At 70.0% G+C, this 14496-nt stretch carries 13 protein-coding genes; 6 read left to right on the top strand and 7 right to left on the bottom strand.

Annotated elements, in window-relative coordinates; translation table 11 throughout:
• The 3 genes from AB0I18_RS37785 to AB0I18_RS37795 all read left to right on the top strand — a co-directional run.
• Positions 1 to 837 (top strand): FAD binding domain-containing protein (locus AB0I18_RS37785; RefSeq protein ID WP_363110231.1); only part of this gene is annotated, 837 nt, incomplete at its 5' end.
• A complete protein-coding gene (locus AB0I18_RS37790; RefSeq protein ID WP_363110232.1) occupies positions 834 to 3026 on the top strand; it encodes a xanthine dehydrogenase family protein molybdopterin-binding subunit in 2193 nt (730 codons plus the stop codon). The genes AB0I18_RS37785 and AB0I18_RS37790, both read left to right, overlap by 4 nt.
• 222 nt (positions 3027 to 3248) lie before the next feature.
• Entirely contained in the window at positions 3249 to 4370 is a 1122-nt protein-coding gene (locus AB0I18_RS37795) for an XdhC/CoxI family protein (RefSeq protein WP_363110233.1), read from the top strand.
• 51 nt (positions 4371 to 4421) lie between these two features.
• On the opposite strand, the gene AB0I18_RS37800 is transcribed toward AB0I18_RS37795, so the two are convergent.
• Together AB0I18_RS37800 and AB0I18_RS37805 are read right to left on the bottom strand one after the other, a co-directional pair.
• Positions 4422 to 5288, bottom strand: coding sequence for a helix-turn-helix transcriptional regulator (locus AB0I18_RS37800; protein WP_363110267.1), 867 nt, complete (start codon positions 5286 to 5288; stop codon positions 4422 to 4424).
• Between the two features lie 248 nt (positions 5289 to 5536).
• Positions 5537 to 6490: a LysR family transcriptional regulator gene (locus AB0I18_RS37805; RefSeq protein ID WP_363110234.1), complete on the bottom strand. Its 954-nt coding sequence runs from the start codon at positions 6488 to 6490 to the stop codon at positions 5537 to 5539.
• A gap of 172 nt (positions 6491 to 6662) precedes the next feature.
• Between AB0I18_RS37805 and AB0I18_RS37810 the strand changes: the two genes are divergently transcribed.
• Positions 6663 to 7781, top strand: coding sequence for a PrpF domain-containing protein (locus AB0I18_RS37810; RefSeq protein WP_363110235.1), 1119 nt, complete (start codon positions 6663 to 6665; stop codon positions 7779 to 7781).
• Positions 7782 to 7887: 106 nt separating this feature from the next.
• On the top strand, positions 7888 to 9141 hold the full coding sequence (locus AB0I18_RS37815) for an SLC13 family permease (protein ID WP_363110236.1): 1254 nt from the start codon (positions 7888 to 7890) through the stop codon (positions 9139 to 9141).
• Positions 9142 to 9333: 192 nt separating this feature from the next.
• Here the strand turns inward: AB0I18_RS37815 and AB0I18_RS37820 are convergent, their stop codons facing one another.
• From AB0I18_RS37820 to AB0I18_RS37840, 5 genes are all read right to left on the bottom strand, one after another.
• Positions 9334 to 10116 (bottom strand): hypothetical protein, encoded by a 783-nt coding sequence (locus tag AB0I18_RS37820; protein ID WP_363110237.1) that lies wholly within the window; start codon positions 10114 to 10116, stop codon positions 9334 to 9336.
• 238 nt (positions 10117 to 10354) lie between these two features.
• Positions 10355 to 10495: a hypothetical protein gene (locus AB0I18_RS37825; RefSeq protein ID WP_363110238.1), complete on the bottom strand. Its 141-nt coding sequence runs from the start codon at positions 10493 to 10495 to the stop codon at positions 10355 to 10357.
• 140 nt (positions 10496 to 10635) lie between these two features.
• The gene (locus AB0I18_RS37830; protein ID WP_363110239.1) at positions 10636 to 11370 is read right to left on the bottom strand and encodes an alpha/beta hydrolase; all 735 of its coding nucleotides are present in this window, start codon (positions 11368 to 11370) and stop codon (positions 10636 to 10638) included.
• A gap of 364 nt (positions 11371 to 11734) precedes the next feature.
• Positions 11735 to 13321 carry an amidohydrolase family protein gene (locus tag AB0I18_RS37835; RefSeq protein WP_363110240.1) on the bottom strand — a complete coding sequence of 529 codons (1587 nt, stop codon included), beginning with the start codon at positions 13319 to 13321 and terminating at the stop codon, positions 11735 to 11737.
• A gap of 383 nt (positions 13322 to 13704) precedes the next feature.
• Positions 13705 to 14127 (bottom strand): YjbQ family protein, encoded by a 423-nt coding sequence (locus tag AB0I18_RS37840; protein WP_363110241.1) that lies wholly within the window; start codon positions 14125 to 14127, stop codon positions 13705 to 13707.
• 122 nt (positions 14128 to 14249) lie between these two features.
• Between AB0I18_RS37840 and AB0I18_RS37845 the strand changes: the two genes are divergently transcribed.
• The gene (locus AB0I18_RS37845; RefSeq protein WP_351373514.1) at positions 14250 to 14333 is read left to right on the top strand and encodes a putative leader peptide; all 84 of its coding nucleotides are present in this window, start codon (positions 14250 to 14252) and stop codon (positions 14331 to 14333) included.
• Positions 14334 to 14496 lie beyond the last annotated feature (163 nt).

Here is a 14496-nt window from a genome sequence, read left to right on the forward strand (position 1 = left end):
ATCACCGGCCTGCCGCTGCGCGAGGTCAGTGTCACCGAGCGCGGGGGCCTGCGCATCGGCGCGCTGGTACGGATGTCCGAGGCCGCCGCCCACCCCAAGGCGCGCACCCTGTACCCGGTCATTTCCGAGGCGCTGGAGCTGAGCGCGTCGGCTCAGTTGCGGAACATGGCCACCATCGGCGGCAACATCATGCAGCGCACCCGCTGCATCTACTTCCGTGACGTGAGCGCCGCCTGCAACAAGCGCGACCCCGGCTCGGGCTGCGCGGCGCGGGAAGGCTTCAACCGCACCCACGCGATCCTCGGCACCTCCGACGACTGCGTGGCCACCCACCCCTCCGACGTCGCCGTGGCCTTCGCCGCACTGGAGGCCACCGTGCACCTGCTGGGCCCGGACGGGGAGCGCCGAGTTGCCTTCGCCGATTTCCTGCTGCGGCCCGGCAGCACCCCGAACCGCGAACAGGCCCTCCGCAAGGGCGAGTTGATTTCCGCCGTGGAAATACCGGCCCTTCCACGCCCGCTCAAGTCGGGCTACCTGAAGGTGCGCGACCGGCAGTCGTACGAGTTCGCGCTGACCTCGGCGGCGATCGCGCTGCACATACGCGGCGGGGTGATCCGGGAGGCGAGGGTCGCCGCCGGAGGCGTCGGCACCGTGCCATGGAAGCTGCCCGCCGTCGAGCAGCACCTCATCGGCGAACGCCCCTCGCCGGCGCTGTGGGCCGAGGCGGCGAAGCATGCGGCGCAGAGGGCCCGCCCGCTGGAGCACAACCGTTTCAAGGTCGAACTCCTCAAACGCACCGTCGAGCGCCAGCTGCGCATCGTGGGAGGTACCAAGTGAGCCCGCAGCCACAGGCAGCCGTCGGCGCGCCGCTGTCCCGGGTGGACGGCCGCCTCAAGGTCACCGGCAGGGCGACGTACGCCGCTGAACACGACATCAAGGGCGTCGTCCACGCCGTCATCGTGGACAGCACCATCGGTCGCGGGCGCATCACCGGCATCGACACCCGTGCGGCCCTCGCCCAGCGCGGCGTCATCAAGGTCATCAGCCACCTCAACGCGCCCAGGCTGGCCTACCGCGGCAACCCGGAGAACGACTGGCCGGACAGCGAACAGCTGCGGATCTTCCAGGACGACAAGGTTCTCTTCCGCGGCCAGCCGGTCGCCGTCGTGGTGGCCACCACCCTGGAAGCCGCGGAGCACGCCGCGCACCTGGTCAAGGTCCGCTACGACGCCGAGAAGACGTCGACCGACATGGCCACCGCACCGGCTGGTGAACCCGTGAACTACGCGCGGGGCGACGCGGACACGGCGTACGAATCCGCCGCCGTACAGGTGGACGCGACCTATCAGCAGGCCCGTGCCCATCACAACGCGATGGAACCGCACGCCACCATCGCCCGCTGGGACGGCGATCAGCTCACTCTGTGGGACAAGACCCAGTGGCCGATCGGCACGCAGAAGGACGTCGCCGCCGTGTTCGGCATCCCGAACGAGTCGGTGCGCGTCATCTCGCCGTTCGTCGGCGGCGGGTTCGGCAACGCCATTCGCGCCTGGCCCCACATCGCCACCGCGGCGGTCGCCGCCCGCGAGACCGGCTGCCCGGTCAAGCTCGTGCTGTCCCGCAGGCAGCTGTACTTCGGGGTGGGCTACCGGCCCTCGTACGAGTACCGGGTGCGCCTGGGCAGCGACCGGCGCGGCCGGGTGAGCGCCATGGTCCAACACATCAAGTCGGAGACCTCGACGTACGAGAACTTCGTCGAAGGCGTCCTGCACGTGGGGCAGATGGTCTACAACGCGCCCCACGTCCGCCAGGACCACCGCACGGTGCCCCTGGACGTGAACACCCCGATCTGGATGCGCGGCCCCGGCTACGCCACCGCCGCCTTCGCCATCGAGTCGGCGATGGACGAACTCGCCCACAAGCTGGACATCGACCCCATCGAGCTGCGCCGGCACAACGAACCGGAACAGGACCCGTCCAGCGGGCTGCCGTTCTCCACCCGGCGACTGCGCGAGTGCTACACCGTCGGCGCCCGCGAGTTCGGCTGGAACCGGCGCGACCCCAAGCCCCGCTCCACCCGCGACGGCGACTGGCTGATCGGTACCGGCATGGCCGTCGGCACCTACGACGTGGTGCGGAGCGGGGCCCAGGCCCGGGTCAGGCTGAACGCCGACGGCACCGCCCTGATCCAGTCCGCGACCAGCGACATGGGCCCGGGCACCTACACCTCGCAGACCCAGGTCGCCGCTGACGCCCTCGGCCTGACGATGCGTAATGTGACCTTCCAGCTCGGCGACTCCACCATGCCGAAGGCACCGCCCCACGGCGGATCACAGACCATGATCAACATCGGCTCCGCCGTCCAGGACGGCTGCGACAAGGTACGCAAGCAGGCGATCAAGCTGGCCGTCGAGGACGAGGACTCGCCGCTGTACGGCGCCGATGCCGACGACATCGTGGTCCGCGCCGGACGGCTGCACGTGCCGGACAATCCGGCACGCGGCGAGACCTACCGGCAGCTGTTGACCCGCAACAACCGCACCCACCTCGAAGTCCTCGGCTCCTGGACCCCCGGCCAAGCACGGCACTCCATGTACACCTACGGTGCGCTCTTCGCCGAGGTCGCCGTCGACGCCCGTCTCGGACTGGTCCGGGTACGGCGGATGCTCGGCGTCTTCGACGCGGGCCGCATCATCAGCCCCAAGCTCGCCGACAGCCAGGCGCTGGGCGGGATGGTCGGCGGCATCGGCGCGGCGCTCCTTGAGCACACGGTCACCGACCACCGCGACGGCCGCATCGTCAACGCCGACCTCGCCAACTACATGGTCCCGGTCAACGCCGACATCCCCGACCTGCGGGGGATCTTCCTCGACGGCGGCGAAGACCTGGAAGCCGACCCCATCGGCGTCAAGGGACTCGGCGAGATCGTCTACATCGGCGTGGCACCCGCCATCGCCAACGCCGTCTTCCACGCCACCGGCCGCCGCGTCCGCGAACTGCCCATCACCGCCGAGGCGTTGCTCTGAGCCGAGGCCCGAGACGAGCCCCCGGGAAGCCGGTTTCGTGGTGAGACGGCCGCCCGGGGTGCTCACCCAACTGTCCGGCGGCCGACCCATGTCCGGCCGCCGGACCCCCGGGGCCGCCGCGGTGCCACTCCCCTCGACGACACGGCGGCGGCCCACCTCCCCAGAACCTGTCGTCCCACGTCGTCCGACGCCGCCTCACCCGGATCACACGGAGACCCGCCCATGCTGAACATCGCGGACACGCTGTACGACTGGTGCCGCGCGGCACGCCCCTTCGCCCTGGCCACCGTCGTCCAGGTCAGCGGCAGCGCACCCCTGCCGGTCGGCACCGCGGTCGGCAGCGTCTCCGGCGGCTGCGTCGAGGGAGCCGTCTACGAACTGTGCCAACAGATCGTGGCAGACCGCGGCACCCCCGTTCGGGCCCGCTTCGGCTACTCCGACGATGACGCCTTCGCCGTCGGTCTGACCTGCGGCGGCGAGATCGAAGTCCTCGTACAGCACGTCGACCCCGCCGACCAGCCGCACCTCACCGCAGCCCTGGAAACCGTCACGCAAGGCGGTCCCACCGCACTCGCCCAGATCATCGACGGCCCCGAGCACCTCCTCGGCCGCACCCTCACCCTCCTCGGCGACGGCAGCGCGTACGACGGAACCCTCGGCAGCCCGGACCAGGACCGGGCAGTGGCGGCCGAAGCCCGCGCCCTGCTGCGGGCCGGGCGAACCGCCCGGATCGAAGTCGGCGGTGACGCCGACACCTGCCCCGAACGGCTCTCCGTGCTCGTCCACACCCACGCACCCCGCCCGCGCATGGTCATCTTCGGCGCCGTCGACTTCGCGGGCGCACTGAGCCAGGCCGGCCGCTTCCTCGGCTACCACGTCACCGTCTGCGACGCCCGCCCCGTCTTCGCCACCCCCGCCCGCTTCCCGCACGCCGACGAGGTCGTCGTCGACTGGCCCCACCGCTACCTGGAGCGCACGGACGTGGATTCCCGCACCGCCGTCTGCGTACTGACCCACGACGCCAAGTTCGACATCCCCCTGCTGCGGCTGGCCCTCGGCCTTCCCGTCGGATACATCGGCGCCATGGGCTCCCGCCGCACCCACGAGCACCGTCTCCATGCCCTGCGCGAAACGGGCGTGCCCGAGGACCGGCTCGCCCGCCTGCACTCCCCCATCGGGCTCGACCTGGGCGCGTACACCCCCGAGGAAACCGCCATCTCCATCACCGCCGAGATCATCGCCCACACCCACCACGGCTCCGGCCTGCCCCTGACCCGCGGCACCGGACCGATTCACCAGCCCGCCCCGGACGCTCTTTCATCGGCCACACGAACGGCCGCGTGACGACAGGCCTGCCCACTGCGGCACGGCACAGCGATGCCTACCCGCAGGAAATCAGCCGGCGGCGTCAGCTGTCGGCTGACGGTTGGCGGACCAGCAGGCGAGGAAACGCAGCCCGTCGTGGGAGGCGGTACCGGGCTCCGCCGTGAAGATGACGAGGTGCTGATCGGGATCACTGGGGCAGGCGAGAGTCTCCCAGTCGAGGGTGAGGTCGCCGGCCACGGGGTGGCGGAACGCCTTCGTCCCCATGAAGTGGTGGGCCACCTGGTGAGCGGCCCACCACTCCCGGAACTGAGGATCCCCTTCGGACAACTCCTCGACGAGGGCAATCATGCCGGGGTCGTCCGGGTTGTCCGCCGCTTCCATCCTCAGAAATGCCACGCAAGTACGCGCGACGGTTTCCCAGTCCGCATACAGATCCCGCATAGCCGAATCAGTGAAAAGCATTCGCGCGGAATTGCGCTGCCCTTCCGGAACCTGGGAGAAGTCCGCGAGCAAGGCGGCAGCAAGACGATTCCAGGCGAGAATGTCCATGCAGGGGCCGAGAACGACAGCAGGGGTGTCGGTGAGATTGTCGAGGAGCCGCCGCGTCGACGGCCGGACCTTCAGCGTCGAGTGCCGACGTGGCCGCGCGTTCTCCTTCCCGGCCAGTTCGAGCATGTAGTCACACTGGTCGTCGTCCAGGCGCAACACCCGGGCCAGGGCCATCAGGACCGGAGCCGATGCTTCGATGCGGCCCTGCTCCAGGCGGGTGTAGTACACGGTGCTGATCGCGGCCAGCTGCGCCACTTCCTCCCGGCGCAGGCCCGGCACCCGACGCAGCGCCCCGCTCTCGGGCAGACCCATTGCACGGGGGCTCAGCTTTGCACGCCGGACCTTGAGGAATTCACCCAGCTCGCTGAGGTGTGCGTCCCTGCTCATGCCGGACACGGTACTGCGGATGCCGCTCCGGGAGAGCTCAGGTGGGGGGTAGAGATCTGTACCCGGAACGTGCCTTCCGGGCGGAGAGGGTTCACGTCGCTTTCACGATTAATGCTCGGATTTCTTACAGCGATAACCGAGCAAGGGCATGATCTGACGACTCGTCGTTTTCTCTTCGGTGATCGCCATCTGCTCCGGCGAAAGACGGTCGCTCGCATCAAGGACGGGCGCAGTTCGTGGCCGCACCGTCAGCCCCGCCGGACCGCCCCGAGCTGGGCCCGGTGCAGGCCCGGGGCGGTGAATCGCTGCGCCACCGTGCGCAGGACGCGGGCCATCGCCTGGGCGGGTGGGGTGGCGGGGCGTGCCGCGGCGCGTGCGAGGAGGATGCGGCGGGTGGGAGCCGGGACGTCGGAGGCGAACGGCAGGAGGCGCACGTCGCTGCGTCGGCTGGTGAGGGCCAGGCGGGGCGCGAGCGCGATGCCGAGACCGGCGGCGACCATGGCCTGCGCCTCCTGGTAGTCGTGCGACGAGTAGGCGATGTGCGGCTCGAATCCCGCCTGGCGACAGCTTCGGCGCAGGACGTCGGCGACGGGGTGGTTGTCGGCGCGGATGATCCACTCCTGGTCGGCGAGGTCACCGAGGCGCACGGAGGGATGTGTGCGCAGGGGTGAGTCGGCAGGCACGACCAGCACCGTGGGGTCGTCCAGCAGGTGAGTGAGGGCGAGCGCCGGATCGTCGAGGCGGTTCCATTCGTAGTCCCAGAGCAGCCCCTGCTCCACCTCGCCGGCGTGCAGCATCTCCCTGAGCTCCGCGAGGACTCCGGCGCGTACCTCGATGCGGATGCCTGCGTGGCGACGTCGGAAACGCGTGAGCGCCAGCGGCAGCAGGGACGCGCTCGCCGTGGGAAAGGAACCGAGCCGCAAGGTGCCCTGGTCGAGGGCGGTGAAGGAGTCCAGGTCGGCCTGGGCGGCACGGAGTTCCCGGCGGATGGCCTGACCGCGTTCGGCCAGCGCGGCACCCGCCGGGGTGGGGCGGATACCGCGTGGCAGCCGCTCGATGAGGGGCTGCCCTGCCTCCTGCTCCAGCAGGGACATCTGCTGGGAGGCGGCGGAGGTGGTCATGCCGAGGGCTGCCGCCGCGGCAGTGAGTGAACCGCGTTCGGTGGCCTCGGTGAGCAGCAGCAGGCGACGCACGTTGAGCATGCCGACGACTTTAGCTGAGCTAAACCCTGGTGAAGCGAACTGCGATTGTTCCGAAGTCGAGCCTCTGCGAAGGTCTCCGCAATCGCCGAGCGGTTCACCGGCCGCAATGCGCCCGTAACTGCTTCTCGGCCCTCTTTCCCGCCCCTCCGTTGACCCAGGAAGAGCCTCAGACGTGCACATTCCCGCGACCCTGGTACGTGGCGGCACAAGCAAGTGCTGGCTGTTCAACCAGGTCGATGTCCCTACCGACCGTGGCAACCTCGAAAGGCTGCTGGTCGCCGCGTACGGCGCCACCGATCCCGTGGAACTGGACGGGGTGGGCGGGGCGACCCCCACCACGTCGAAGGCGGCCGTGGTCAGCGCCTCGTCCCAGCCCGGCATCGACGTCGACTACCTGTTCGCCCAAGTCGGCATCGGGACGGGCTCGGTGGAGTGGACGAGCAACTGCGGCAACTGCGCCACCGGCGTCGCCCTGTACGCGGTGACCAAAGGAATGGTTCCGGTCACCGGCGACCGGACGCGCGTGGTGATGCGCAACACCAATACCGGCGCGGTCCTCGAAGGGATCGTCGACACCCCCGGAGGCGTGGTGCACCACTTCGGCCGCCAGACGGTACCCGGCACCCGTGCCGGCGGGGTCGCGGTCGGCCTCACCTTCCGCAACCCCGCCGGTACCACTGCCTTACTGATCCCCACCGGCCGGACCGCCCAGGACCTGCGGGTCGGCGCCGCCGAGCCGGTACGCGTGAGCATGGTGACCGCGGGAGCTCCGGTCGTCCTTGTCGACGCCGCCAGTGCCGGGCGTACCGGTGCCGAGTCACTGGAGCGGATGAGCGCGGACGTCCCCTGGCTGCGCACCGTCCGTCATACCGCCGCACCCCTGATGGGGCTGCTCCCGCCGGGCGAGGAACCGGGCGACGCGGTGCCCAAGGTGGGCCTGGTCGGCCCGCCGGTGCCGTACACCACCACCCTCGGTGAACCGATCGCTGCCGAGGACTACGACGTGTCGGTGCGCATGCTCACCATGAACGCCCCGCACCCCGCGATCGGCCTGACCTCTGCCGTAGCCGTCGCGGCGGCCGGGCTGCTGGAGGGGTCCGTGGTCTCCCGGACCACGGGCGGCCCGACCGACGAGTGGCTGCGCCTCGGTACGCCCGCCGGCGTCGTCGCGGTCCGCTGCACCGATGTGAGGGACGGCCTGCCGCACCGGGTCACCGTGCAACGCGCGGCCCGTCTGCTCGCCGACGCCCGAATCTACGTACCGGAAGCAGGCAGCCCGCAAGCCGCCTGAGCCCCGACGAACATCACCTCGGTCAGGCCGGCTACCGGCCGTCCGCACCGGGATACCCTCGCGCCCCTCGGGGCGCGCCCGCCGTTCCCTCGCCCCAAGGACAAAGATGTCTGCTGAAGTGATCTCCATAGGCGCGCTGCTGGTGATGTTCGTGGTCGGCACCGTGCTGCCGATCAACCTGGGCATCCTCGCCTTCGTCGCCACCTTCGTGGTCGGCACCGCCTCGCTCGGCCTCACCGAGGACGAGATCTTCGAGGGGTTCCCGGCGAAGCTCTTCGTCACCATCGTCGGAGTCACCTACCTGTTCTCCGTCGCCCGCCGCAACGGCACCATCGACTGGCTCGTCGCGGCCGGGGTGCGGCTGGTACGCGGCAAGGTAGGGCTCATCCCCTGGGTGCTGTTCCTTGTGGCCGCCCTGCTGACGGCGTTCGGTACGTTCACCCCGGCCGCGGTCGCGATCCTCGCGCCGATCGGCATGAACTTCGCCTACCGCTACAAGCTCAACCCGCTGGTCGTCGGCATGATGGTGATCAGCGGCGGGCACGCGGGCGCGTTCTCCCCGCTGGCCGTCTCCGGTGCGCTGGTGCTCGACCTCGTCGACAAGACCGATCTGCAGGTCTCCGCCGTGGCGCTGTTCAGCGCCAGCTTCGTGATCAACCTGGTTCTCTCGATCATCACCTACGCCCTGCTCGCCAAGCGTCCCGCCCCGCTGGCCGAGGGCACCGCGGAGGCAGCCGACGACGAGGACCTCGCCGTCTCCGAGAGGCCCGACTGGCGGCAGTGGCTCACCCTCACCTCTCTGGTCGCCCTCGTCGTCGGCGCGCTCGGCTTCCACTTGGAGATCGGCTTCCTCGCGCTGGCTGCCGGCGCCCTGCTGGCCCTGGTGGACATGAAGCGGCAGGAGAAGGCCGTGGACGGTGTCAGCTGGTCCACCCTGCTGCTGGTCGCGGGCATGATGACGTACATCGCCATGCTGGAGAAGGCCGGCATCATCGAGGAGATCTCCGAACACGCCGCCAACCTGGGCGCCCCAGTCGTCGTCGCCCTGCTGCTGTGCTTCACCGTGGCCATCACCTCCGCCTTCGCCTCCTCCACGGCGATCCTCACCGCGATCATCCCCATCGCCGTACCGCTGCTGCTCTCCAGCCACCTCAGCGCCGTCGGACTGATCGCCGCGCTCGCCGTCTCCACGACGATCGTCGACACCTCTCCCTTCTCGACCAACGGAGCACTCGTCCTCAGCAACGCCCGTGGGGTGGACACCCGCCGCTTCTACCGCCAGGTCCTCGGCTACACCGGCGGAATCGTCGCGCTCGGCCCCGTCGTCGCCTGGGGCGCCCTGGTCCTGCCCTGGTCATAGCGCAGAGACCGACGACGGACGGCGGAGCTCAGTAGCTGTCGCACTCGCTCGGCAGAGCGCGCAGTCGCCGCCGGCAGATGAGTGCGTGTCCAAGGGTGAGGATGGCTTGATGATCCGTCAGCCCGCACGCCGGCCTGACGGATCATCGGGGGCTGTAGAGCGGTTACTGCCAGGCGCTGGAGGTCTTGGTAGTCAGCTGCGTTGGTATCTGGCTGCCATCGTGTGGAATACCTTCTTCGGTTCCCAGCGCCTCTCGTCGAGCATCCGGACGACGCCGTAGGAACCAAGGTCTTGCTCCCCGGGCCTGCTGTAACCGGCGAAGGTGAACCAGAGCGCGGTGTCCACGCCTTCGTCCTCGAAGATGTCCAGCAATTCGGTGAAGTAGCGGGCCTGCTCGTCTTCGTCCGGGACCGCGCCGTGCGGCACCTGCCAGGCCATGCCGCCACGTTCTCCCGCGCCCTGGTAGGCGCAGGTTCCGTACTCGGTCACGGCGACGGGCTTGCCGTGGGCGAGGTGCCCACGCAGCTCGTCCCGGAAGCTGTCGGCGTTGTGGGCGGCCCGGTAGGCATCGATTCCGACGAGGTCGAACGCACCCCAGTCGACGAACTCCCAAGGAGCCGAGGCGTAGGTGACCTGGCCGCCGAAGTGCGAACGGACGGTCGCGGCGATCTGGGAGAGGAAGTCGTTGAGGCGTTCTTGCACCGGTCCGAGGGAGGACCACCACTCCATGTCGGCGGCAACCATGGCCCGTATACGGTCGCCATAGGTGTCGCCCGGGAGGAAACCGCCGCAGAACGCGCTGATCTCACAGCCGGCGACGAACACCACCTCGGCACCGGCCTCCCGTACGGCTTCGGCCCGAGCGGCGCAGTCGGCGAAGAACGGGAGCAACTGGTCGCGGGGAAGGTCCACGGGAAAAGGGGCGAACCAGACCTCAAGGCCCGCGTCCGCAGCGTGTCGGGCAGCGATGCTCAACCGTTCAGGCTCTCGTCCGGAGATACGAACGGCGTCACATTGGAGATCACCGGAGATCACCGCCATGTCGTGCCGGACCGTCTCAGGCGTGAAGCTTTTGCGGGAGAGTTCTTCCCCTGGGAGGAACCCTGTGTCGTAGTTGATGCCCCGTGCGCGCACGTCCATGTCCCTTCACTGCCGTCGCCGTGTTCCAGCAAGTCAAAGCCGCGCTCGGGTTCTTGGCCAGAGAGCGGAACGGCTACTCGGAGATGTTGTTTCCGCCGGCCGGTTTCCGTAGCCAGCCGCGGTCGACCATCCTGATCAGCTTTCCGCGCAGCGGCTCCAGCTTGGCCCGCCCGCTGACATCCACTCCCGCCATCCCGTAGACCTGGCGGGCCATGACCGGCAGCACGGGCCCCTGCCAAGAGTCTGGCAGAGGGCCCGTGGTGCAGAGAGCCGACGAGGGCCGGGACCTGTCCCTGGACGAGCGGCATCCTGGCCAACGCGGCTACCGTCTGCTGGTGGCCCGACGGCCCGGCGTCACTTCAGGTGTCGGGTGAAGAACTGGGCCGCGTCCTCCCCCGCGAACTGCGGGACACCGGTGTGCCCGCCCATATTGGCGTGCAGGGACTTCTCCTTGGAGCCGAAGGCGTCGAACAGGTCCAGAGCTGCCTGCCGGTCGTTGCCTTCGTCGTCCCACTGCAGCAGGACGTGCAGCGGAATGGTGACCTGGCGGGCCTCCTCGAACATGGCGCGAGGCACGAAACTCCCGGCGAACAGAACAGCGGCCGAGATGCGCGGCTCGACCACCGCCAGCCGGGTCCCGATGGAGATCACTCCCCCCGAGTACATGACCGGGCCGCCGATCTCGGGCAGCGCCAGGAGAGCGTCCAGGGCGGCCTGCCATTCCGGGACCGCCTTGTCGACCAGGGGGAGGATGAGGGCGTCGATGATCTCGTCGCTGACCGGCTCGCCGGCCTCCATCGCCCGGCGCAGGTCGGCGCGGGCCTGCTCGGCGGCGGCCCAACGGGGCCGGTCACCGCTCCCGGGAAGCTCGATGGTGGCTGCGGCGAAGCCATCCGCCGCGGCGTGCCGGGCCCGCGCCACCAGTCGGGGGTACATCTTGTGCAGTCCGAGCGGGGGGTGGCCGAGCAGGATCAGCGGCGCTGGTACGGATACGGATGCGGGCGTCCACAGGATGCCGGGGATCTCGCCGAGGGTGAATTCGCGCTCGAAGACGGCGTCGTCGAGCCGCTGTTCAGAAGTGAATTGCAAGGTCGTGCCTTTCGGGAGTGCCATTGAACGGCGCTCCCGGACGACCTATCGCCCGACCGTGACCCCGGAGGGGAGCACCCACGTCGAAACGTTCACGGGTACCACCTCCTCGCTCACTTGCACGGCCTCCGGAAACGTAGCAGTGGCTGCCGTGGTTCCGCCAACGGGTTTTCGCGGAGGCTCTGCGGCCGAACACCGCGGCGTCGGAGTCACGCCTGTCACTGGTCGGGAAGCGCACGTCCGCCGCCCTTTGACCTGTGACTTCAAGTTGGCGGAGGCCCATTGACGATGTAGGTGCCGCCCACCCGTGCGTCCCAGACTGCGGCTGGCTCCACTCGTCGGCGAGGCCGGCGCCGGAGGGCTGTCAGGGGTGTCCGCCGCAGCCGCAGCCCGTCATGGTCGCCCCCTCCTGGGGCGGCGGGGTCTGTGCGGCGGCCTCTTCCACCGCCGCGAGCAGCCGTCGGCGTTCCTCCGGCGGGATCCACCTGCCGTCGACGACCACGCCGTGGATGCGGCGGGTGTTGCGGATGTCGCGCAGCGGGTCGGCGTCGAGGACGAGCAGATCGGCGGCCTGTCCGCGGGCCACGGTGCCGACGGCGGGCAGGCCGAGGGTGCGGGCCGCGTCCCGCGTGGCCGCGCGCAGGGCCTCGGCCGGGGTGAGGCCGGCCGCCACGAGCAGCGCCAGCTCGTCGTGGAGGGCGAAGCCCGGGACGAGGAATCCCGTACCGGTGTCGGTGCCCGCCGCCAGCCGCACACCCGCGCCGCGCAGCTCGCTCACCAGCCGGAGCCGGTGCTCGAAGATCCGGCGGATCTGCCGGGCCTGCTCGGGGGTGCGCCCGCCGGTCAGGGCCGTCAGCTGGTCCGGCCAGCTCTCCGTCTGCCAGGCGGGCAGGTACTTCCACTCCTCGGCCCGGGACGGAACGTCGTCGGGCAGCTCCAGCGTGCGGTGCACGCTGAGCGTGGGGACGACGGCGGTCCCGTCGGCCGCCAGACTCCGGAAGAGGCCGTCCGCCCGGTTCCGGTCGTAGCCCTGCACCGCCCGCCATTCGAGGGGATGCACCTGCTGGAACCAACTGTGGTAGCGGGACAGGCTGCTGGGGTCGCGCGGGTCGATCCGTACGGCCGCCAGGCGGCGCCGTATCTCCTTCTCGTGCCGTGAGGTCGCCAGGAGCAGCGCGTGCAGGTGCTCGATGGTGCGGTGGCCGGTGGCGCTCGCCTCCGCGATCCGTACGGTGTCGGGGCAGTGCCCGAGGTGAGGAATGCCCTGGCGCCGTGCCTCGTCCGCGATGGCGAAGTAGGCCTCGCGGGACAGGCGGGAGTACACCTTGACGAAGTCCGCACCCTCGCGCTTGACCCGCCGTACGGCGCGCCGGGCCTCGGCCGCGTCGCGCACCTCGATGGTTGGGCCCACGTCGGCCGCCCACAGTGAGGGCGCGCCGTCGACGATGGGGCTGCCGACCAACCAGCGGGGGCCGAGCAGTGCACCGCCGCGGATCTTCTCGCGCCACTCGTGGTGGACCGGCTGGCCCCGCATCTCCCTCACCGTGGTGACGCCGGCGAGTGCGTACAGTGCCGGGATCACCGTCTCCGGGCCGTCGCTGTGGGTGTGCGCCTCGATCAGTCCCGGGATCAGGTACTTGCCGGTCAGGTCGACCGTGCGGGTGTCCGGGCTGAGCCGGGTGCGTGCGGTCGGGGCGAGTTTGGTGATGCGGCCGCCCTCGACGACGACCGTCATGTCGAGGGCCGGGGGTGCTCCCGATCCGTCGATCACGGTGACGTGGGTGAGCGCCAACGGGCCGGTGCCGGCGCCGTTTCCGGCCCTCGTCCCGGCCGCGCGTGCCGTGCCGGCGGGCGCCGTGCCCGTCAGGGCCGCACCCGTCACAGAGACGGCCCCGGCCAGGAACCCCCGTCGGGCCATGCCGCGATGTGCCCCAACTATTGCTTCGGACATGCCGTTTCCCCTCCCGCTTGTGATTCCGTCGGCCGTGTCCGCCGACCCCCACGACTCTGGCGGACACGGGGCGACAGGACAGTGCGGCCAGACGGTGGGTGTGGGGGTGTTGCTGGGACCACCGAGGGCCGTCCCCGGCGCTGGGGTTGCCCCGCCCGTGAACCGGCCGCCAGTCGGAGTGATCACGCCGCGTCGCGCCCCTGGCCAGGGCGGTCTGAGGGCACGGGGATCAGGAACACGTACTGAGCTTGTCTTCTGACGTCCGTGGTCGTGAGTTCGGTACGTCAGGGCGTCCGGCGGGACGCGTTCGCGGAAGTGTCAACGCCGTGCGCCAACATGACGGTCCGTCGACTCAGGCTACGAGGCCCCCAGGACGATCTTGCTCACCCCAGGAAGCTCAACCGCACGTGACGGTTGGCATTGGAGATGTTGGTGTCGACCAGGCACACCGACTGCCAGGTCCCCAGCTCCAGACGACCCCCCAGTACCGGCAACGTGGCATGCGGAGGCACGATCGCCGGGAGGACGTGGTCGCGGCCGTGGCCGGGGCTGCCGTGGCGGTGCTGCCAGCGGTCGTCCGCGGGGAGCAGGGAGTGGAGGGCGGTGAGAAGGTCGTCGTCGCTTCCGGCGCCCGTTTCGATGAGCGCGACACCGGCTGTGGCGTGGGGCACAAAGACATTGAGCAGGCCGTCACGGCCGCCCGCGGCCTCCAGGAGGAAGGCCTCGCAGTCACGGGTGAGGTCGACGACCGTTTCGCTGGATCCGGAGGCGATGTTCAGGACACGGGTGGTGAAGACATCGGACATGAGTCAATCCTCGCCCATCCCCGGGGTTGCACACCTGACCGGCCGGCCATGCCGTGATACGGCAGGTCCATTCCGCGAGACGCCATTGACCGTACGCGGCCCAGCTGGCTACTTTCAGCCGCATGTTGCGTTCAGTCCTGCTCACCACGCGCGGTCACATCGACCTGCTGCGGGTGGCCTCCGCCGCGTGTCGCCGCGGCCACTGACGCCTTCTCACCCGCCTCACCCGCTTTTCCTCTTCCGCGCCTCAGCATGCCCGCACGTCTGACCTGAACCGGAATCAGAGCCGGAATCAGACCTGGAACCGGCAGCGGAACCAGACATCGGCGCACTGACGCGCACCCTCCCCTCGCTCTCCAGCCGTGGAGC

Origin of the sequence: Streptomyces sp. NPDC050704 (assembly GCF_040654355.1) — a bacterium.
GTDB lineage: Bacteria > Actinomycetota > Actinomycetes > Streptomycetales > Streptomycetaceae > Streptomyces.